This window comes from Pseudomonas sp. RHF3.3-3, from assembly GCF_048069595.1.
In the GTDB taxonomy this organism is placed as follows: domain Bacteria; phylum Pseudomonadota; class Gammaproteobacteria; order Pseudomonadales; family Pseudomonadaceae; genus Aquipseudomonas; species Aquipseudomonas fuscovaginae_B.
Genome location: NZ_CP182250.1, coordinates 4,982,501 through 5,000,071 on the forward strand (window position 1 = coordinate 4,982,501; position 17,571 = coordinate 5,000,071).

19 protein-coding genes (1 of these 19 running past the window's edge) are annotated in these 17,571 nt (G+C 64.2%); 9 read left to right on the plus strand and 10 right to left on the minus strand.

Going from position 1 to position 17,571, the window contains the following annotated elements; all coding sequences use genetic code 11:
* Both rhtA and ACMGT0_RS21825 read left to right on the plus strand, forming a co-directional pair.
* Positions 1 to 775, plus strand: partial view of a threonine/homoserine exporter RhtA gene (rhtA, locus tag ACMGT0_RS21820; protein ID WP_054056386.1) — the 3' portion only. The gene continues 113 nt to the left of window position 1, outside the view; the window shows 775 of its 888 coding nt (coding positions 114–888); the start codon falls outside the window, past its left edge; its stop codon occupies positions 773 to 775.
* A gap of 170 nt (positions 776 to 945) precedes the next feature.
* Entirely contained in the window at positions 946 to 1,224 is a 279-nt protein-coding gene (locus tag ACMGT0_RS21825; RefSeq protein ID WP_054056387.1) for a hypothetical protein, read from the plus strand.
* 13 nt (positions 1,225 to 1,237) lie between these two features.
* Here the strand turns inward: ACMGT0_RS21825 and ACMGT0_RS21830 are convergent, their stop codons facing one another.
* On the minus strand, positions 1,238 to 1,804 hold the full coding sequence (locus ACMGT0_RS21830; RefSeq protein ID WP_054056388.1) for a TetR/AcrR family transcriptional regulator: 567 nt from the start codon (positions 1,802 to 1,804) through the stop codon (positions 1,238 to 1,240).
* Positions 1,805 to 1,897: 93 nt separating this feature from the next.
* Here ACMGT0_RS21830 and ACMGT0_RS21835 point away from each other — a divergent pair, with 93 nt between their 5' ends.
* Together ACMGT0_RS21835 and ACMGT0_RS21840 are read left to right on the plus strand one after the other, a co-directional pair.
* Positions 1,898 to 2,638, plus strand: a complete 741-nt coding sequence (locus ACMGT0_RS21835) for an SDR family oxidoreductase (RefSeq protein WP_054056395.1) — start codon at positions 1,898 to 1,900, stop codon at positions 2,636 to 2,638.
* A gap of 36 nt (positions 2,639 to 2,674) precedes the next feature.
* Positions 2,675 to 3,265 (plus strand): 2-hydroxychromene-2-carboxylate isomerase, encoded by a 591-nt coding sequence (locus ACMGT0_RS21840; RefSeq protein ID WP_054056389.1) that lies wholly within the window; start codon positions 2,675 to 2,677, stop codon positions 3,263 to 3,265.
* 149 nt (positions 3,266 to 3,414) lie between these two features.
* Here ACMGT0_RS21840 and ACMGT0_RS21845 read toward each other — a convergent pair whose 3' ends face one another.
* The 4 genes from ACMGT0_RS21845 to ACMGT0_RS21860 form a co-directional block, all read right to left on the minus strand.
* Positions 3,415 to 5,223, minus strand: coding sequence for an aminopeptidase P family protein (locus ACMGT0_RS21845; protein ID WP_054056390.1), 1,809 nt, complete (start codon positions 5,221 to 5,223; stop codon positions 3,415 to 3,417).
* Between the two features lie 58 nt (positions 5,224 to 5,281).
* Positions 5,282 to 6,451, minus strand: coding sequence for an aminotransferase class V-fold PLP-dependent enzyme (locus tag ACMGT0_RS21850; RefSeq protein WP_416769756.1), 1,170 nt, complete (start codon positions 6,449 to 6,451; stop codon positions 5,282 to 5,284).
* Between the two features lie 200 nt (positions 6,452 to 6,651).
* Positions 6,652 to 7,278 (minus strand): LysE family translocator, encoded by a 627-nt coding sequence (locus ACMGT0_RS21855; RefSeq protein ID WP_416769758.1) that lies wholly within the window; start codon positions 7,276 to 7,278, stop codon positions 6,652 to 6,654.
* 105 nt (positions 7,279 to 7,383) lie between these two features.
* Positions 7,384 to 7,653 (minus strand): hypothetical protein, encoded by a 270-nt coding sequence (locus ACMGT0_RS21860; RefSeq protein ID WP_054056393.1) that lies wholly within the window; start codon positions 7,651 to 7,653, stop codon positions 7,384 to 7,386.
* 415 nt (positions 7,654 to 8,068) lie between these two features.
* Between ACMGT0_RS21860 and msuE the strand changes: the two genes are divergently transcribed.
* From msuE to ACMGT0_RS21880, 4 genes are all read left to right on the plus strand, one after another.
* Positions 8,069 to 8,632: an FMN reductase gene (gene msuE / locus ACMGT0_RS21865; protein WP_054056394.1), complete on the plus strand. Its 564-nt coding sequence runs from the start codon at positions 8,069 to 8,071 to the stop codon at positions 8,630 to 8,632.
* Between the two features lie 9 nt (positions 8,633 to 8,641).
* A complete protein-coding gene (gene ssuD, locus ACMGT0_RS21870) occupies positions 8,642 to 9,787 on the plus strand; it encodes an FMNH2-dependent alkanesulfonate monooxygenase (RefSeq protein WP_416769761.1) in 1,146 nt (381 codons plus the stop codon).
* 185 nt (positions 9,788 to 9,972) lie between these two features.
* Positions 9,973 to 11,160 (plus strand): acyl-CoA dehydrogenase family protein, encoded by a 1,188-nt coding sequence (locus tag ACMGT0_RS21875; protein ID WP_054059909.1) that lies wholly within the window; start codon positions 9,973 to 9,975, stop codon positions 11,158 to 11,160.
* An 8-nt stretch (positions 11,161 to 11,168) separates the two neighbouring features.
* Complete coding sequence (locus ACMGT0_RS21880; RefSeq protein WP_054059910.1) at positions 11,169 to 12,272, plus strand: sigma-54 interaction domain-containing protein; 1,104 nt, start codon at positions 11,169 to 11,171, stop codon at positions 12,270 to 12,272.
* Between the two features lie 173 nt (positions 12,273 to 12,445).
* Here ACMGT0_RS21880 and ACMGT0_RS21885 read toward each other — a convergent pair whose 3' ends face one another.
* On the minus strand, positions 12,446 to 12,811 hold the full coding sequence (locus ACMGT0_RS21885; protein ID WP_054059911.1) for an antibiotic biosynthesis monooxygenase: 366 nt from the start codon (positions 12,809 to 12,811) through the stop codon (positions 12,446 to 12,448).
* 92 nt (positions 12,812 to 12,903) lie between these two features.
* Between ACMGT0_RS21885 and soxR the strand changes: the two genes are divergently transcribed.
* Positions 12,904 to 13,368, plus strand: a complete 465-nt coding sequence (soxR, locus tag ACMGT0_RS21890) for a redox-sensitive transcriptional activator SoxR (protein ID WP_054064819.1) — start codon at positions 12,904 to 12,906, stop codon at positions 13,366 to 13,368.
* A 20-nt stretch (positions 13,369 to 13,388) separates the two neighbouring features.
* On the opposite strand, the gene ACMGT0_RS21895 is transcribed toward soxR, so the two are convergent.
* The 4 genes from ACMGT0_RS21895 to sfnG form a co-directional block, all read right to left on the minus strand.
* A complete protein-coding gene (locus tag ACMGT0_RS21895; protein WP_054059913.1) occupies positions 13,389 to 14,159 on the minus strand; it encodes a MetQ/NlpA family ABC transporter substrate-binding protein in 771 nt (256 codons plus the stop codon).
* A gap of 79 nt (positions 14,160 to 14,238) precedes the next feature.
* Entirely contained in the window at positions 14,239 to 14,904 is a 666-nt protein-coding gene (locus ACMGT0_RS21900) for a methionine ABC transporter permease (protein ID WP_416769764.1), read from the minus strand.
* A 4-nt stretch (positions 14,905 to 14,908) separates the two neighbouring features.
* Positions 14,909 to 16,132 carry an SfnB family sulfur acquisition oxidoreductase gene (locus ACMGT0_RS21905; protein ID WP_054059915.1) on the minus strand — a complete coding sequence of 408 codons (1,224 nt, stop codon included), beginning with the start codon at positions 16,130 to 16,132 and terminating at the stop codon, positions 14,909 to 14,911.
* Between the two features lie 273 nt (positions 16,133 to 16,405).
* On the minus strand, positions 16,406 to 17,506 hold the full coding sequence (gene sfnG, locus ACMGT0_RS21910) for a dimethylsulfone monooxygenase SfnG (RefSeq protein WP_054059916.1): 1,101 nt from the start codon (positions 17,504 to 17,506) through the stop codon (positions 16,406 to 16,408).
* Positions 17,507 to 17,571: the final 65 nt, after the last annotated feature.

The following is a 17,571-nucleotide window of genomic DNA, read 5'->3' on the forward strand; positions in this document are numbered from 1 at the left end:
GGTCGGCGCCCAGGGCACCACTACCCTGCGCCTGATCTTCGCCAGCGTGATCATGCTGCTGATCCTGCGCCCATGGCGGGCGACACTCACCGCCAGGTCCCTCGGCACGGTGGCCATCTACGGGGTCGCCCTGGGTGGCATGAACCTGCTCTTCTATATGGCACTGAGAACCGTGCCCCTGGGAATCGCAGTCGCCCTGGAGTTCACCGGGCCACTGGCCGTGGCGCTCTACGCGTCACGCCGGGCCATCGACTTCCTGTGGATCGGCCTGGCAGTCACCGGCCTGCTGCTGTTGATTCCGACCTCGGGCACCAGCACCAGCATCGATCTGGTCGGCGCGCTCTACGCGCTGGGCGCCGGAGCCTGCTGGGCCCTCTATATTCTTTTCGGCCAGAAGGCCGGCGCGGACAATGGTGTCCAGACCGCCGCACTGGGCGTGATGATCGCCGCCCTGGTCGTCGCCCCCGTCGGCATCGCCCACGCCGGCACAGCCCTGCTGAGCCCGGCGCTGATTCCTGCCGCCCTCGGCGTCGCCGTCCTCTCCACCGCCCTGCCCTACAGCCTGGAGATGGTCGCCCTGACCCGTATCCCGGCCCGCACTTTCGGTACCCTGATGAGCATCGAACCGGCCTTCGGCGCCCTGTCCGGCCTGCTGTTTCTCGGCGAATACCTGTCCCTGGCGCAGTGGCTGGCGATCGCCTGCATTATCTGCGCTTCCATAGGTGCGACGCTGACCATGCGCAGCGAACCCAAGCCGGCAATCGCGACTGATTGATACAACACGTGACGTTACTCTGGCATTTGTCGCGCAAATAAGACATGTTTACGCCTAACTCAATGCCAGCCTTGATAAATTCGGACGGGGCGCTCAAGGAAGAAACAGGTGGGCACGAAAGAAGCCAAACTCGGGCTGTTTGATCCGGGGGCTGGAGATTAAGGACAGTAATGAAGCGTTTTTTGATTGTCTTGGCAGTACTCGCCGTCGCCGGTTGTGCCGCGACCTCCAAACCCATCAAGCACGGCAAGCGGGGGCTGCACATCAACTGTTCGGGGCTGACGTCCTCCTGGGACAAGTGCTACACCAAGGCCGCCAATTCCTGCAGCGACAAGGGCTACAAGATACTCGCCAAGTCCGGTGACGCCGTCGAGGATCCCGGCGACTATCCTTTCGGCCTGAACCCGGCCGGTTATACCAGTCGCAGCATGATCATCATCTGCAAGTAGGCCAAAGCCGCCACTACGCGGACGGCTGACCGATCTGGCGACCGATTTCGTCGCGACTCGACTTCAGCACCTGCTGCTGAAGCTCCGGCGTCGACATCATGCGCGCCACCACCAGCGCCCCCACGCACTGGGACAGGATCGACCAGGCCTGACTCTCGCTGCCCAGCGCCTGCGCCCAGCGCTGTTGCAGCCGACACATCCAGGCCTCGGCCCGCTCACGCACAGCCACGTCGGCCCGGGCAATCTCCGCACCCAACGCCGGCAACGCACAGCCACTCTGCGCCTGTTCGACATGGCTCATGCTCAGGTACAACCTCAGGCATCGTTCCAACTGAGCAGGATCCGGCTCCCCTTCTCCACCCAAGCGCGCCACGCTGCGGCTCAACTCCCGTTCGACAATCGCCCCGAACAACTCGTCCTTCGACGAAAAATGCCCATAAAACGCCCCACCGCTAAGACCGATGGCTTTCATCAGGCCATCCACCCCGATGGTGGCAAAGCCTGATTTTTTCGCCGAAGCCGCACTGCTTTCCAGCAGACGCTCGCGGGTTTCCTGCTTGTGACTGAGCGAGTAACGCATGGTGCTGTTCCTGTTCACGACCTTGACGCTGGTCGAATCGTAGCATAACGTTCGTTTAGTTAACGATAGTTTACTAAAAGAGCGATGCTGACCATGACTACTGCAAACAACCACAAGAAAGTCGTATTGGTCGTCGGTGCCGGCGACGCCACTGGCGGAGCCATAGCCCGACGCTTCGCCGCCGAAGGCCTGGTCGCCTGCGTGACACGGCGCAGCGCCGACAAGCTGCAACCTCTGGTCGAAGGCATCCGTCAGGCCGGTGGCGAGGCCCATGGTTTTGCCTGTGATGCACGCAAGGAAGAAGAGGTGGTTGCCTTGATCGAGCAGATCGAAAACCAGATCGGTCCGATCGAAGCCTTCGTCTTCAATATCGGCGCCAACGTGCCATGCAGCATCCTTGAGGAAACCGCCCGCAAGTATTTCAAGATATGGGAAATGGCCTGCTTCTCCGGCTTCCTCAATGCCCGCGAGGTCGCCAGACGCATGGTCACCCGCCAGCGCGGCACCATCCTGTTCACCGGTGCCACCGCCGGGCTGCGCGGAGCCGCCGGGTTCGCCGCATTCGCCGGCGCCAAGCACGGGATCCGCGCCCTGGCCCAGAGCATGGCGCGGGAACTGGGGCCACTGAACATCCATGTCGCCCATGTGGTGGTCGATGGCGCCATCGACACCGACTTCATCCGCACCAGCTTTCCGGAAAAGTACGCCCTCAAGGACCAGGATGGCATCCTCGACCCGGCCCATATCGCCGAGAACTACTGGTACCTGCACAACCAGCCGCGGGACGCCTGGACCTTCGAACTCGACCTGCGGCCCTGGAACGAACGCTGGTAAGCTCATCCCCACGACAACAACAAGGATGCTTCATCCATGAAAAAAAACGTCGAGTTCTATTTCGATCTGGGCAGCCCTGCCTCCTATCTGGCCTACACCCAACTGCCCGGAATCTGTGCCCAGGCCGACGCCCGACTGGTCTACCAGCCGATGCTGCTGGGCGGCGTGTTCAAGGCCACGGGCAATGCCTCGCCCGCCGAGATTCCGGCCAAGGGGCGCTACATGATCCAGGACCTGGCCCGCTACGCCCAACGCTACGGCGTCCCCTTTCGCTTCAACCCGCACTTCCCGGTCAATACATTGCTGCTGATGCGTGCGACCACCGGCGTACAATTGCACCAGCCCCAGCGTTTCGTCGAATTCGTCGATGCGTTGTATCGCGCACTGTGGGTCGATGGGCGCAACATGAATGATCCGGCTACGGTTGCGCAGGTGCTGGTCGAGAATGCCTTCGACCCGCAACCGATCATTGCGCTGACCCAGGATGAGCAGGTCAAGGCCGTACTGAAGGAGAAGACCGAGCAGGCCCTGCAGCGCGGGGTGTTCGGTGCGCCGAGCATGTTTGTCGGCGAACAGTTGTTTTTCGGGCAGGACCGTCTGGAATTCGTCCGGGAAGCGTTGGCCTGACCGGCAGGAGTGTCAGGCAGCACAGATGCCACCTGCCAGATCGTTTTCGCCGGCAAACCCGGCTCCTACAGGAACGTATCGCATGCTGATTCTGCGTATAGCGCTGTTCCCCTGCAGGGGCGGGCTGGCCCGCGAAAGGGCCCTGAAGATCAGATTGCCGCAGTACGGGTATTCAACCACTCCAGCGCCGCACCGCTGAGCAGCGGACTCAGCCGCTCACGCACCTCGGCATGGTAGCCGTTGAACCAGTCGCGCTCCTCCTGCGTCAGCAACGCCGGCTCCAGGCAACGGGTATCGATCGGACACAGGGTCAGGGTTTCGAAGCGCAGGAACTCGCCGAACTCGCTCTCGCCTGCCTCACGGTTCATCGCCAGGTTCTCGATACGCACCCCCCAACGGCCCGGGCGATAGGTGCCCGGTTCGATCGAGGTGATCATCCCCGGCTGCATCGCCGTCTGTGGCGCCGCCACCGCCTGGTAGGCGATCACCTGCGGCCCCTCGTGAACATTGAGGAAGTAACCCACGCCATGGCCGGTGCCATGCCCGTAGTTGACGTTGTCCGCCCAGATCGGCGCGCGGGCGATGGCATCGAGCAACGGCGAAAGAATGCCGCGGGGGAAACGTGCCCGGGACAAGGCGATCACACCCTTGAGCACTCGCGTGCAGTCAGCTTTCTGCTCGGCGCTCGGCGTGCCCACCGGGACCATCCGGGTGATGTCGGTGGTGCCGCCCAGGTACTGGCCACCGGAGTCGATCAGCAACAGGCCGTCGCCTTCGATCACTGCATGCTCCTGCTCGGTCGCATGGTAGTGCGGCATCGCGCCATTGGCATTGAAGGCGGCGATGGTGCTGAAGCTCAGGGACACATAACCAGGACGACGGGCCCGGGCAGCCGTCAGCTTCTCGTCGATGGTCAGTTCGGTGATCCGCTCGCGACCCAGCGCGGTTTCCAGCCAGGCGAAGAACTCGCACAGGGCCGCGCCATCCTGCTCCATCGCCTGGCGGATATGCACCGCGTCCTCCAGGCTCTTGCGCGACTTGGCCAGGGTGGTCGGGTTCAACCCTTCCACCAGACTTACTTCGGCGCCCAGGTTGTCCAGCAGGCCACTGGTGACCCGGGCAGGATCGACCAGCAGGCTCGAACCGGCCGGCACGGCCGCCAGGGCCGCGGCAATTTCGGCATAGTCACGCAGGCTCACGCCATCGCGCTTGAGGATCTGCACCAGCTCGGCGCTGACCTTGTCCAGCGCCACGAACAGCGTGGCCTGCTGCTGGTTGACCAGGGCGAAGGAGACGAACACCGGGTTGAACGACACATCGGCACCACGCAGGTTGAACAGCCAGGCGATGTCGTCCAGGGTCGCGATGAAATGCCAGTCGGCGCCGCGACTCTTCAGTTCTTCGCGCAGTTGCGCCAGTTTCTCGCCACGGCTGACCGTCGCCTGCGGCGGCAGGTGCTCGTAGACCGGCTGGCTCGGCAGCACCGGACGGTCTTCCCAGACCTGTTGCAGCAGATCGATGTCGGTACGCAGGCGCGCACCACGGGCTTGCAGCTTCTCTCCCAGGGTACGCGCCGAAGCCAAAGCCATCACCGCGCCGTCCACCGCGACCACGCCGCCGGCCGGCGTCTGCTCGGCCAGCCACTCCAGCGGCCCGGGTTGCCCCGGCTGCAGCTTGACCAGCTCGATACCGCTGCCGCCCAGTTCCTTGGTCGCCTGCTCCCAGTAGCGGCTGTCAGCCCAGACCCCGGCAAACTCCGCCGTGACGATCAGGGTACCGACCGAGCCATGAAAGCCCGACAACCACTGCCGGCCCTGCCAGTAGGCCGGCAGGTACTCCGACAGGTGCGGATCGGCCGATGGCACCAGCAAGGCGTGGATACCCTCGCGCTTCATCAGCTCGCGGGTGTGCGCCAGGCGCTGGGGTACGGTTCCCTGACTCGAGGTCTGCGTGCTCATCATGTCTCCTGCTACTCACGGGTTTGATTGTTATGCGGCGCTGATGATGGATCAGCCGTCACGACGGGGCAACTGCCCAAAATGGCACTGCGGCACTGGCGCAGGCCTTGATTGCCGCGGCCGCCCGGTCGATGTCCTGCTCGGTGGTGAAACGTCCGAGGCTGAGCCGGATGGTACGCGCCGCGGAATCGGCATCGTGACCCAGCGCCAGCAACACATGGGACGGCGCATTGCTCGCCGAATTGCACGCCGAGGTGGCCGAATAGGCCAGCGACTGGCTCAGTTGCGCGCCATTGAACCGACCCTCGGCGAAGGTCAGGCTCAGGGTATGGGGAATACGCTGCTGCGCACTGCCGTTCAGGCGCAGGCCCGGGATATCCGCCAACTGGTCCAGCAGGCGCTGGCGCAGCGCACGGATCAGCGCCGCCTCTTCTTCGAAGGCCTCGGTCGCCAGGGCAAAGGCGCTGCCCATGCCGGCGATCTGGTGGGTCGCCAGGGTCCCCGAGCGCAGGCCACCTTCATGGCCGCCACCATGGATCTGCGCATGCAGGCGCTGCCGGGCGCGCGCCCCGACATACAACGCGCCGATGCCCTTGGGCCCGTACAGCTTGTGCGCCGAGAACGACATCAGGTCCACCGGCAACTCGCCCAGGTCGATGGCCACCTTGCCGGCGCCCTGGGCGGCGTCCACATGGAACAGCGCTCCCTGTTCGCGAACCCGCTGACCGATGGCGCGGATGTCGTTGAGCGTACCCAGTTCGTTGTTCACCAGCATCAGCGACACCAGGAAGGTGTCCTCGCGCAGCGCTTCGGCGACCCTCTGCGCGGTGATCAGCCCTTCGGCGTCCGGCTCCAGCCAGGTCACCTCGACCCCGCTTTCCTCCAGTTGGCGGGCGGTGTCGAGGACCGCCTTGTGTTCGATCCGGCTGGTGACCAGGTGCCCGCCGCTCGCGCCACGGGCCTGGGCAACACCCTTGAGGGCCAGGTTGTTCGATTCGGTGGCACCGGAGGTCCAGACGATCTGCTCGGCGCTGGCGCCCACCAGGGTCGCCACCTGTTGCCGGGCCTGCTCGACCGTCTGCCGGGCGCGCTGGCCAAAGGCGTGGGAGCTGGAGGCCGGGTTGCCGAAGTTGCCGGAGAAGCCCAGACACTCGACCATGACCTGAATGACTCGCTCGTCCACCGGTGTCGTGGCGGCGTAGTCGAAATACAAGGGAAGTTGATTCATGGCAAAAGACTCATAAAGCGTGTCCCGCGGATCGATCTCTCACTGCAGTCAACCGAGAGTTGAACGAACAGCTGTACCCGATGGAAAACGATCAAGGAAAGATGACTTTCATGCAAAGTGCGTAGGAACGCTCCTGGAATCCAGCTTACAGGGCCGGGAAAGGTGTTGCGAGCACCAGTCGCCCCTGCTCCGTCGAAGGCTCAGTGCAACAGTTGCTGCACACTCTCATGCACCAGCGGGTACAGGGAAATCACCAGCAACAGCGCCATGGCCACGTTGAACAGCCGCAACCAGCGGGGCTCGCGCAGCACATTGCGCAGCAGACTGCCGCAGGCGGCCCAGAGGCTGACGCTGGGGGCATTGATCAAGGCGAACACGGCGGCGATCACCAGCACGTTGCTGAAATAGCCCTGCAGCGGCGTGTAGGTACTGATCGCACCGATTGCCATCACCCAGGCCTTGGGGTTGACCCACTGGAATGCCGCGGCATTCCAGAAGCCGAACGGCCTGCCCTGTCCCTGGTCGGTTTCGGAGACCGGCCCCGAGCCGGCGATTTTCCAGGCGAGATACAACAGGTAGGCACCGCCGATGTAGCGCAAGGCGGTATAGAGCGCCGGATAGGCCTCGAACACCGCCCCCAGGCCGAGCCCCACGGCCAGAACCAGCACGAAGAAACCGCTGGAGATGCCCAGGATATGGGGAATGGAGCGGTTGAAACCGAAGTTCACCCCGGAGGCCAGCAACATGGTGTTGTTGGGACCGGGCGTCACGGAAGTCACCAGGGCGAACAGGGCAAAGCCCAGCAGGAGGTCGAGCGAAAGGGTCATGGCGGGCATCCGGCAAGCGTATCAGTCAGGCGCTCACCCTATCCCAGCGACCCGGAGAAGCTCAGGCACAGCTGACGAAAACTTCGACCCGTACAGTTTTTACCTTCATCCTCGGTTGACCTGTCTGTTACTGCCGCGATCGGCACTGATCTCGGCCTTCTCATCAAAACCATAGACCTGCTGTGGCTGGCCCAGCAGCTCGGCTTTCTTGCGCTGGTATTCCTCGAAGGACAGCCCGCGACGGTTCAACGCCTCCATCGCCAGTTCCCGGGTTTCCTCGGCGGTATAGGGCCGCAGTTCAGGGGACGGATGGCTGGCGCAACCGGCCAGGACCGACAGCAACAGAAGCAGCAGAACCGCAGGTGTGTGTTTCATGAGGTGACTCCCGAATGCCCGATTTGAGTGGATGGACACAGGCTACCGGGGCACCCCCCGGCAGCAGAAATCACCGCTCTCGATAGTCGCTATCGATCGATCGCCCCCCCTTGCCACCGAAACCAAATATATTCCATAAAGAACTATAAATATGGAAATACGTTCATTTACGGAATATCAGAAACCCCGTACAACGGCTCCAAGCGTTTGATCGATGTTGCCTGGGCAACTGTTCGCCAGCCAACAGTCGATCAACAAAACAGCCCGCCAGCCAGCACCCGACCCATCGCCGGACGAGGCGCAAGCCCGTGGATTCGGGGCTCGGGCGCTTGGTACAGGTCTTGCTCAAGCCCTCTCACCAAAAGCCCGGGCACCGAACCTGCTCGCCAAGCAACTGTTTGAAAAGGAACTGACCATGTCTCGTACACTGAAAGTCGTTGCCCTCTCCGGCGGCCCCTATCGTCCCTCGCGCACCCTGGTGCTGACCCAGGCGCTGCTGGCCGAACTGGCCCGGCACCTGAACATCGAAAGCCGCCTGATCGAACTCACCGACATCGCCCGCCCCCTCGGTTCGGCCCTGTCGCGCGCCGAACTGAGCGCCGAAGTCGAAGCCCAGTTGCAGGCCATCGAAAACGCCGACCTGCTGATCGTCGCCTCGCCGGTCTATCGCGGTTCCTATCCGGGCCTGCTCAAGCACCTGTTCGACCTGGTGGACCTCAACGCCCTGATCGACACCCCGGTGCTGCTGGCTGCCACCGGCGGCAGCGAACGCCACGCCCTGGTGCTCGATCACCAGTTGCGCCCGCTGTTCAGCTTCTTCCAGGCCCTGACCCTGCCCATCGGGGTTTATGCCAGCGAAGCCGATTTCGCCAACTACCAGATCACCAGCGAGCCCCTGAAGGCCCGCATCCGCCTTGCCGCAGAACGCGCCGTCCCGTTGTTCGGCGCCCATTCCAAGCAGCTGCTGAAAACCGCTTAAGGACTTGCCATGGATGTCTTCTGGTTTCTCCCCACTCACGGCGACGGTCACTACCTGGGCACCACCCAGGGCGCCCGTCCGGTCACCCTCAACTACCTGAAACAGGTGGCCCAGGCCGCCGACAGCCTCGGCTACCACGGCGTGCTGATTCCCACCGGCCGCTCCTGCGAAGACTCCTGGGTCATCGCCTCGGCGCTGGTGCCACTGACGGAACGCCTGCGCTACCTGGTGGCGATCCGCCCGGGCATCATCTCGCCGACCGTCTCGGCGCGCATGGCCGCGACCCTCGACCGGCTGTCCAACGGCCGCCTGCTGATCAACGTGGTGACCGGTGGCGACCCCGACGAAAACCGCGGCGACGGCAGTTTCCTCAGCCACGGCGAACGCTACGAGGTCACCGACGAATTCCTGAAAATCTGGCGGCGGGTGTTGCAGGGCGAAGCCGTGGACTTCGAAGGCAAGCACCTGAAGGTGCAGAACGCCAAGGCACTTTACCCACCGGTGCAGAAGCCCTATCCACCGCTGTATTTCGGCGGCTCCTCGGACGCGGCCCACGATCTCGCCGCCGACCAGGTCGACGTCTACCTGACCTGGGGCGAACCACCGGCCGCCGTGGCCGCCAAGCTGGCCGACATCCGCGAGCGTGCCGCACGCAAGGGCCGCACCGTGCGCTTCGGCATCCGCCTGCACGTGATCGTCCGCGAAACCGCCGAAGAAGCCTGGAAAGCCGCCGACCGGCTGATCGAACACATCAGCGACGAGACCATCGCCGCGGCGCAGCAATCCTTCGCCCGCTTCGACTCCGAAGGCCAGCGGCGCATGGCCGCCCTGCACGGCGGGCGCCGCGACAACCTGGAGATTTCGCCGAACCTGTGGGCCGGCGTCGGCCTGGTCCGCGGTGGCGCCGGTACCGCACTGGTAGGCAACGCGCAACAGGTGGCCGAGCGCATCAGGGAATACGCGGACCTGGGGATCGAGAGCTTCATCTTCTCCGGCTACCCGCACCTGGAGGAAGCCTACCGCTTCGCCGAACTGGTTTTCCCGCTGCTGCCCGAGCCCTATGCCAGCCTGGCCGGCCGTGGCGTGACCAACCTGACCGGCCCCTTCGGCGAAATGATCGCCAACGATGTGTTGCCGGCCAAGGCCGGGGCCTGACAGCCGGGAGAAGGGACTATCGCCCTGACGAGGGGCAACGGCTGCAAGGCAGTGATCCATGGGCGCGGGCGTGCCCGCGAATTGGGCCTCGAGGCTGCCAAAGGCTTCGCGGGCAAGCCCGCTCCCACAGGGTCGCTGCCGCCCCCTCAACAGCCTCGACACCGCCTTATACAGAGGAACACCGCGTGACGGCTCAACCACACAACCTCCTTCCCGATCCCCTGCAGACCGCCCGCCTGCTGGCCGCCGAGTTTGCCGAAACCGCCGTCGAACGCGACGAGCGCGGCGGCACGCCGAAAGCCCAGCGCGACGCCCTGCGCAACAGCGGCCTGCTGGCCCTGAGCATTCCCACCCAATACGGCGGCCTCGGCGCCAGTTGGAGCGAAACCCTCAATGTGGTGCGCGAATTCGCCAAGGTCGACAGTTCCATCGCCCATGTTTTCGGTTTCCATCATCTGATGCTCGCCACCGTGCGGCTGTTCTCGCGCCCCGAGCAATGGCAGCCGTGGTTCGAGCAGACCGCCCGCAAGAACTGGTTCTGGGGCAACGCCCTCAATCCGCTGGACACACGCACCGTGGTCCGCAAGCTCGGCGGCTGGCGCGAATTCTCCGGCAAGAAGAGCTTCTGCTCCGGTGCCAGCGACTCGGAAATGCTGATCGCCTCGGCCGTCGACGAAAGCGCCGGCGGCAAACTGCTGATCGCCGCGATCCCCAGCGGCCGCTCCGGCATCACCCTGCACAACGACTGGCACAACATGGGCCAGCGCCAGACCGACAGCGGCAGCGCCAGTTTCGAACGGGTGCGGGTCGAAGAGTCGGAACTGCTGCTCGAACCCGGCCCGCTGAGCACGCCCTTCGCCTGCCTGCGGCCGCTGATCGCGCAACTGACCTTCACCCACATGTTCCTCGGCATTGCCGAAGGCGCCTTCGCCGAAGCCCGGCAATACACCCTCACCGAGACCCGGCCGTGGTTCAAGTCCGGGGCCGGGGACATCCGCAAGGACCCGTACATCCTCAGCCACTACGGCGACTTCTGGGTTGCGCTCGAAGGTGTACGGCTGCTGGTCGAACGTGCCGCCGAAGGGCTCGACCGGGCCTGGGAAAAGGGCCCGCAGCTCAGTGCCGAGGAACGTGGCGAACTGGCGACCGCCATCGCCACGGCCAAGGTTGCCGCCAGCCGCCAGGGTCTGGAACTGTGCAGCAGGCTGTTTGAAGTCACCGGTGCACGCTCCACCCACGCCTCTCTGCGGCTGGACCGCCACTGGCGCAACCTGCGTACCCAGACCCTGCACGACCCGCTGGACTACAAGCTCCAGGAACTGGGCGACTGGGCCCTGAACCAGACACTTCCCATCCCCACCTTCTACTCGTAGAGACGCCCATGCAGCTGCTAACCCTACCGCCCTCGCCGGCTCTGGCAACCTCGATCCGCGCCACCGCCCAGGTCTTCGAAGACCCCAAGTCCCAGGCCCTGCTCGCCCATCTGCAACAGGTCGCGCCCAGCGAGGCCAGCGTGCTGATCATTGGCGAAACCGGCACCGGCAAGGAACTGGTGGCCCGGCATATCCACAACCTCAGCGCCCGTCGCAACCGGCCGTTCATCGCGGTCAACTGCGGGGCGTTTTCCGAGTCGCTGGTCGAGGCCGAACTGTTCGGCCATGAAAAAGGCGCCTTTACCGGCGCCCTCAGCGCCAAGGCGGGCTGGTTCGAGGAAGCAGACGGTGGCACGCTGTTTCTCGACGAGATCGGCGACCTGCCGATGCCGATCCAGGTCAAGCTGCTGCGGGTCCTGCAGGAACGCGAAGTGGTGCGCCTGGGCTCGCGCAAAAGCATCCCGATCAACGTGCGGGTGCTGGCGGCGACCAACGTCCAGCTGGAAAAGGCGATCAACGCCGGGCATTTCCGCGAGGACCTCTACTACCGCCTCGATGTCGTCAACCTCGAACTCAGCCCGCTGCGCGAACGGCCCGGCGATATCCTGCCGCTGACCCGGCACTTCATCGATGCCTACTGCCAGCGTCTGGGCTACGGCGACATCCGTATCAGCCCGGCGGCCGAGCAGAAGCTCAAGAGCTACAGCTGGCCGGGCAACATCCGCGAACTGGAAAACGTCATCCACCACACCCTGCTGATCTGCCGTAACGGCGTGATCGAACGCGACGACCTGCGCCTGTCGAACATGCGCATCGAGCGCCAGGACGACCACGCCGCAGGCACCGACGACTCGGCCGAAGCCCTGCTCGAGCGCGCCTTCCAGAAACTCTTCGAGGAACAGGCCGGCGCCCTCCACGAAAAGGTCGAGGATGCTCTGCTGCGCGCGGCCTACCGCTTCAGCCACTACAACCAGGTGCACACCGCCAACCTGCTGGGCCTGAGCCGCAACGTGACCCGCACCCGGCTGATCAGGATCGGCGAACTGGCGGTGAACAAGCGCCGCCCCGGCGAGAACGTCCAGGGCGACCGCATGCTGCAGCTATCGATCTAGGCGTCTGGCACCGCCATTAGGCTGTGTACGAAATTGTTTGAAACGCAGGTTAGGCAAGGCAAAAACCGGCGAGGAACGCCCGGGGTCGCGCCCGACTTGACTGGTTGTCAATGAGCATTCCGAGCCGGTTTTTAACGCCGCATAACCAAGTTTCAAGCGATTTCGTACATAGCCTAGCCAACCAGGGCACAATGCAGCGCGTTATCGTGGCTGCGCTCGATGCTGCGCAGCACCTGGAACGAACCGAAGCTCACCGCCCTGGCCCGGTGCTGGCGAATCAGCAGCCAGAAATCCTCCTCGCCACTCTCGAAGCGGGCGAACGCCGCCTCGCCGGCCTGTTTCGATCGCCACTGCAGCACATTCAATACGCGCCGACCATCGTCGCTGACCTGCACATTACCGCTGATGAAGCCGGCGAAATCCTGGGCCAGGCGCTCGGTCTGCCGCTCCAGGGCACAGACCAGGGCATCCTGTTGGTGGGGTTCGATCTCGAACTGGATCAGTTGGGTGAAGCTGCGGTTTTGCTCTGTCGCTGGCATGGAAAACTCCCCGGAAAGTCGCACAGGATCTTGAGATCCGAGGTGATGCAGGGTAAAACCTCAAGTTAACTAGAGGTCAAGGGATTTCTTCCATGGCATTACACAAGGCCCTGCCCACCGACAAGGCACTCACGGTCGGCCAGGTCGCCGCACGCAGCGGCGTATCGGTCACGGCCCTGCACTTCTACGAATCCAAGGGGCTGATCCGGAGCAGCCGCAATGCCGGCAACCAGCGCCGCTATGCCCGCGACGTGCTGCGTCGGGTGTCGCTGATCAAGGTCGCGCAGAACCTGGGGATTCCGCTGGCGGAGATCCACCAGGCCCTGCAAGCGTTGCCCGAAGGCCGCACGCCTACAGCGGCGGACTGGGCGCGGATGTCGGAACGCTGGAAGGACGAACTGGACGAGCGCATCGCCCGCCTGACCCGGCTGCGGGACAAGCTCAACGGCTGCATCGGCTGCGGCTGCCTGTCGATGGAGACCTGCCCGTTGCGCAACCAGGGCGACGTGCTGGGCGACCAGGGCCCCGGCCCCCACCTGCTGGAGCCGGAAAGCTGATCGCCCTGTAGAAGCCGGGGCTAGAAGCCCGGCGCGATCTGCCCCTTGTAGCGGGTCAGGATGAACTGCCGCACCTCATCGGAGTTCAGCGCCTTGGCCAGTTTCTGGATGCCCGGGTCATTGAGGTTGTCCGGCCGCGCCACCAGGAACTCGACGTACAGATCCTTGCCCTTCTCGACGATCAGCGCACTGTTGGTGTCGATCCCTGCTTCCAGCGCATAGTTGGCGAACACGAATGCCAGGTCCACCTGGCTAACCGAACGCGCCAGCATCGCTCCCTCCAGTTCACGAATCTTCAGGTGTTTCGGGTTCTCGGCAATGTCGCGCGGGGTCGACTGGGTATTGCTCGGGTCCTTTAGCTTGATCAGCCCGGCCTCGTGCAGCAGCACCAGGGCCCGACCGGTATTCACCGGGTCATTGGGAATCGACACCGAAGCGCCATCCTTGAGTTCGGACAGACTCTTGATCTTTGTCGAGTAGGCGCCGAACGGCTCGATATGCACGCCGACCACCGGCACCAGATTGGTGTGGCGGGTCTTGTTGTAGTCATCGAGGAACGGCCGGTACTGATAGTAGTTGGCGTCCAGGTTCTTCAGCGCCAGTTGCTGGTTGGGCTGGATGAAATCGTTGAAGACCTTGATATCCAGGTCGACGCCTTCCCTGGCCAGGGTCGGCTTGACGAATTCGAGGATCTCGGCGTGGGGCACCGGTGTGGCGCCGACGGTCAGTTTTTCATTGGCGTGTGCAGCCAGGGACATCAGGGCGGCCAATACGGCCAGGGTCTTTTTCATGCAAGGCTCCAGAGAGGCAGAAAGGGCCGGCGTCGGGTGGTCGTTGGGCCAGGTTGTTTTATAAGTTCGGTTCGGCGGGTCAACGTCGGCTGTAGCGGGCCACCAGGCGGTCACCGGTCATTTGCAGCGCCTGTACCAGGAGCAGCAGCAGGATCACCGTGACCACCATCACATCGGTCTGGAAGCGCTGGTAGCCATAGCGGATCGCCAGGTCGCCCAGCCCGCCGCCACCGATCACCCCGGCCATCGCCGTGTAGTCCACCAGCACGATGGCGGTCACCGTCACCGCCGCCAGCAGCCCGCCACGAGCTTCCGGCAGCAGGGTGTGGCGGATGGTCTGCCAGGTGCTGGCCCCCATCGCCTGGGTTGCCTCCACCACGCCACGATCCACTTCACGCAAGGCGGTTTCCACCAGCCGGGCGAAGAACGGCGTGCAGCCCACTACCAGGGGTGGAATGGTCCCCGGTACCCCGAGGGAGGTCCCCACCAGCAGCGTGGTCAGCGGAATCAGCACGATCAGCAGGATGATGAACGGCAGCGAGCGCAGCACGTTCACCACCACCGACAACACCCGATACAACCCGGGGGTCTCGTGCAACTGGCGCTTGCCGGTGAGGAACAGCAGCACCCCCAGCGGCAAGCCCAGCAGGATGATGAACGCCAGCGCCGCCGCGAGCATGCTCAGGGTGTCGAGGCAGGCCTGGGCGATATCCGCCCAGTAGGTGTTTTTCAGCAGCTCGCCCATGGTTTCAGGACCAGTCGTGCCGCGGCGGCTTGATGCCGTTGAGCAGCCAGTTGCCGATCACGTGGTATTTCCAGCGCACCGGGTCATGCAGGGTGTGCACCCGGGCATTGCGCCAGTGGCGATCGAAATTGTGCTTTTTCAGGGTCGAGCGGGTGCCACCCAGCTCGAACAGCCGGTTGCTGGCCTCGATGGCAATTTCGGTGGTCAGTACCTTGGCCTTGGCCACCGCCAGCGAAGCCCGGGCGACGCTGTCTTCGTCGGGCGCGGGGCGGGCGGCATCCAGCGCCTTGCCGGCCCGTTCGAGCAGGGCATCGGCGGCTTCGAGACGAATCTCCAGGGCACCGACCTGGATGATGGTCAGCGGGTCTTCGCTGGCCTTGTCGACCCCGGCGTCGATCCAGGGCCGGGCCTGCTCGCGGACGAAGGTCACGGTATCGCGCAAGGCCGCACGGGCGATGCCGGCATCGATGGCGGCGGTGGTCAACTGGGCGAACGGGCCGGCCAGGGTCGGGTTCTCATAGGAGCGATAGGTGGGGAACAGGTTGAACGCCGGGACCTTCAGGTCCCGGGCCAGCACCGTACCGCTGGAGGTGGTGCGCTGGCCGATGCTGTCCCAGTCATCGACGATCACCAGCCCCGGCGTCCCACGCTCGACGAACGCCAATTGGGCCCTGCCCTCTTCGTCCAGGGCCAGCACCGCCAGCCAGTGGGCATACAGCGAACCGGTGCAATAGCCCTTGCGCCCGTTGATCACATGGCCGTCGCCGTGACGGCGAACGGTGGCCTGGATGTCCTGGACGTTCTTGCCGCCGGTTTCCGACAGCGCATTGGCAAAACGATGCCCCTGCAGCGCCAGGTCGAAGAAATGCGCCTGCTGCTCGGGCGTGCCCTGCAGGCGAATGTCTTCCAGCAGGCAGTAGTGGTTCTGCGGGATCTGTCCCAGAGACGGGTCGGCTGCCGAGATGATCGCGATCACTTCGGCCAGCACCGCATAGGACACCTGAGCCCCCCCGAACTCGCGGGGCACGGTGATGCCCCACAGGCCGCTGTTGGAATACAGGTCGACCACTTCGGCAGGCACCTGGCGCGTACGATCGCGCTCGGCATCCTGCTCCAGCAAACGGGCGGCGACACGTCGAGCGACGGCCAGGGCTTCGGCCTCGTCACGGATCAGGTGGGCGTCGGGGGAATGGATCGGGTAGCTGGCGGATTCAGGCAGGGAAGACATGGAGCGCTCTCGGGCGAAGGGTGTTGCGTGGGCTAATGCAGCTTCTGTGCCTAAGTTATTTTTTCTTTCAAATCATGCAGTTACTATTTATCAGCGGTCACAGGCGTGATTTCTGTACAGAACAGAATGTGAGTTCACTGTTGCTGGAAGAACACCTCAGCCCCCTCCCCCAGGAGCCGGGCTTGCCCGCGAACGGGACGACGCGGTGTATCCGTCATGACGCGTCATCGTTCTTCGCGGGCAAGCCCGGCTCCTACGGGGGCGTCAGCAGAATCAGGCCAGCTCGGCCACTGGTCGCGCCGCCTTCTGCGCCTCCAGTTCACGCACCAGCGGCAACACCCGCTTGCCGAAATATTCGACCTCTTCCTGGAAATGCAGGAACCCCGCCAGCACCAGGTCCACCCCTACCGCCTTCAACGCCACGATGCGCTCGGCGATCTGCTGCGGGGTACCGATCAGGTTGGTCTTGAAGCCGTCGTTGTATTGCACCAGGTCTTCGAAACCGGACTTGGCCCAGTTGCCCTCGCCTTCCGGCGACGACTTGCCGGCCTGCTTTGCCGCATCGCCAAACGCGCCAACCGCCTCGGGATCGGCCTTGTCGATGATTTCCGCCAGCACCGCGCGGGCCTCCTCCTCGGTATCGCGGGCAATGATGAAGGCGTTCACCCCAATCTTTACCGAGTGACCGTTGGCCGCGGCCTTGGCACGGATGTCGTCGACCTGGGCCTTGATGCCTTCCGGCGTGTTGCCGTTGGTGAAGTACCAATCCGAAACCCGCGCCGCCATGTCCCGTGCCGCCCGCGAGCTGCCGCCCTGGAAGATCTCCGGATGCGGTTGGCTCAGCGGCTTGGGCTTGAGGGTGTAGTCGTTGAACCGGTAGAAGTCGCCCTTGAAGGTGAACCCGTCCTCGGTCCAGATCCCCTTCAGCGCGCGGATGAACTCTTCGGAGCGGCGATAACGCTCGTCGTGCTCCAGCCAATGCTCGCCGATGGCGTGGAACTCGCCGCGGAACCAGCCGCTGACGATATTCACGGCGATCCGCCCACCGGTCAGCTGGTCGATGGTCGCCAGTTGCTTGGCCGCCAGCGCCGGCTGCCAGGGGCCGGGCAGGATCGCGGCGATCACCTTCAGTTGGGTGGTGGCGGCCAGCAGGGCATGACTGAACGCCACCGACTCGTGCTGGTACTCGGCGCCATAACCGGCGGTAAAGCGAATCTGGGTCAGGCCGTACTCGAACCCGGCCTCCTCCGCCAGTTGCGCCAGTCTGCGGTTGTAGTCGATGTCCCAGCGGGTACGCTGCTCGATCTTGCTGACCACCAGGCCACCACTGACATTGGGTACCCAGTAGGCGAATTTCACGGCTTGCTGACTCATGGTGCTGCACCTCGGACCAGGGAATGTCAGGTCACTGGAGCAGCAAGCGTGCCAGCGTCCGACCC

Coding starts and splice junctions, on each gene's coding strand:
- ACMGT0_RS21825 (WP_054056387.1), top strand. CDS start 946: ATGAAGCGTTTTTTGATTGTCTTGGCAGTACTCGCCGTCGCCGGTTGT.
- ACMGT0_RS21830 (WP_054056388.1), bottom strand. CDS start 1,804: ATGCGTTACTCGCTCAGTCACAAGCAGGAAACCCGCGAGCGTCTGCTG.
- ACMGT0_RS21835 (WP_054056395.1), top strand. CDS start 1,898: ATGACTACTGCAAACAACCACAAGAAAGTCGTATTGGTCGTCGGTGCC.
- ACMGT0_RS21840 (WP_054056389.1), top strand. CDS start 2,675: ATGAAAAAAAACGTCGAGTTCTATTTCGATCTGGGCAGCCCTGCCTCC.
- ACMGT0_RS21845 (WP_054056390.1), bottom strand. CDS start 5,223: ATGAGCACGCAGACCTCGAGTCAGGGAACCGTACCCCAGCGCCTGGCG.
- ACMGT0_RS21850 (WP_416769756.1), bottom strand. CDS start 6,451: ATGAATCAACTTCCCTTGTATTTCGACTACGCCGCCACGACACCGGTG.
- ACMGT0_RS21855 (WP_416769758.1), bottom strand. CDS start 7,278: ATGACCCTTTCGCTCGACCTCCTGCTGGGCTTTGCCCTGTTCGCCCTG.
- ACMGT0_RS21860 (WP_054056393.1), bottom strand. CDS start 7,653: ATGAAACACACACCTGCGGTTCTGCTGCTTCTGTTGCTGTCGGTCCTG.
- msuE (WP_054056394.1), top strand. CDS start 8,069: ATGTCTCGTACACTGAAAGTCGTTGCCCTCTCCGGCGGCCCCTATCGT.
- ssuD (WP_416769761.1), top strand. CDS start 8,642: ATGGATGTCTTCTGGTTTCTCCCCACTCACGGCGACGGTCACTACCTG.
- ACMGT0_RS21880 (WP_054059910.1), top strand. CDS start 11,169: ATGCAGCTGCTAACCCTACCGCCCTCGCCGGCTCTGGCAACCTCGATC.
- ACMGT0_RS21885 (WP_054059911.1), bottom strand. CDS start 12,811: ATGCCAGCGACAGAGCAAAACCGCAGCTTCACCCAACTGATCCAGTTC.
- soxR (WP_054064819.1), top strand. CDS start 12,904: ATGGCATTACACAAGGCCCTGCCCACCGACAAGGCACTCACGGTCGGC.
- ACMGT0_RS21895 (WP_054059913.1), bottom strand. CDS start 14,159: ATGAAAAAGACCCTGGCCGTATTGGCCGCCCTGATGTCCCTGGCTGCA.
- ACMGT0_RS21900 (WP_416769764.1), bottom strand. CDS start 14,904: ATGGGCGAGCTGCTGAAAAACACCTACTGGGCGGATATCGCCCAGGCC.
- ACMGT0_RS21905 (WP_054059915.1), bottom strand. CDS start 16,132: ATGTCTTCCCTGCCTGAATCCGCCAGCTACCCGATCCATTCCCCCGAC.
- sfnG (WP_054059916.1), bottom strand. CDS start 17,506: ATGAGTCAGCAAGCCGTGAAATTCGCCTACTGGGTACCCAATGTCAGT.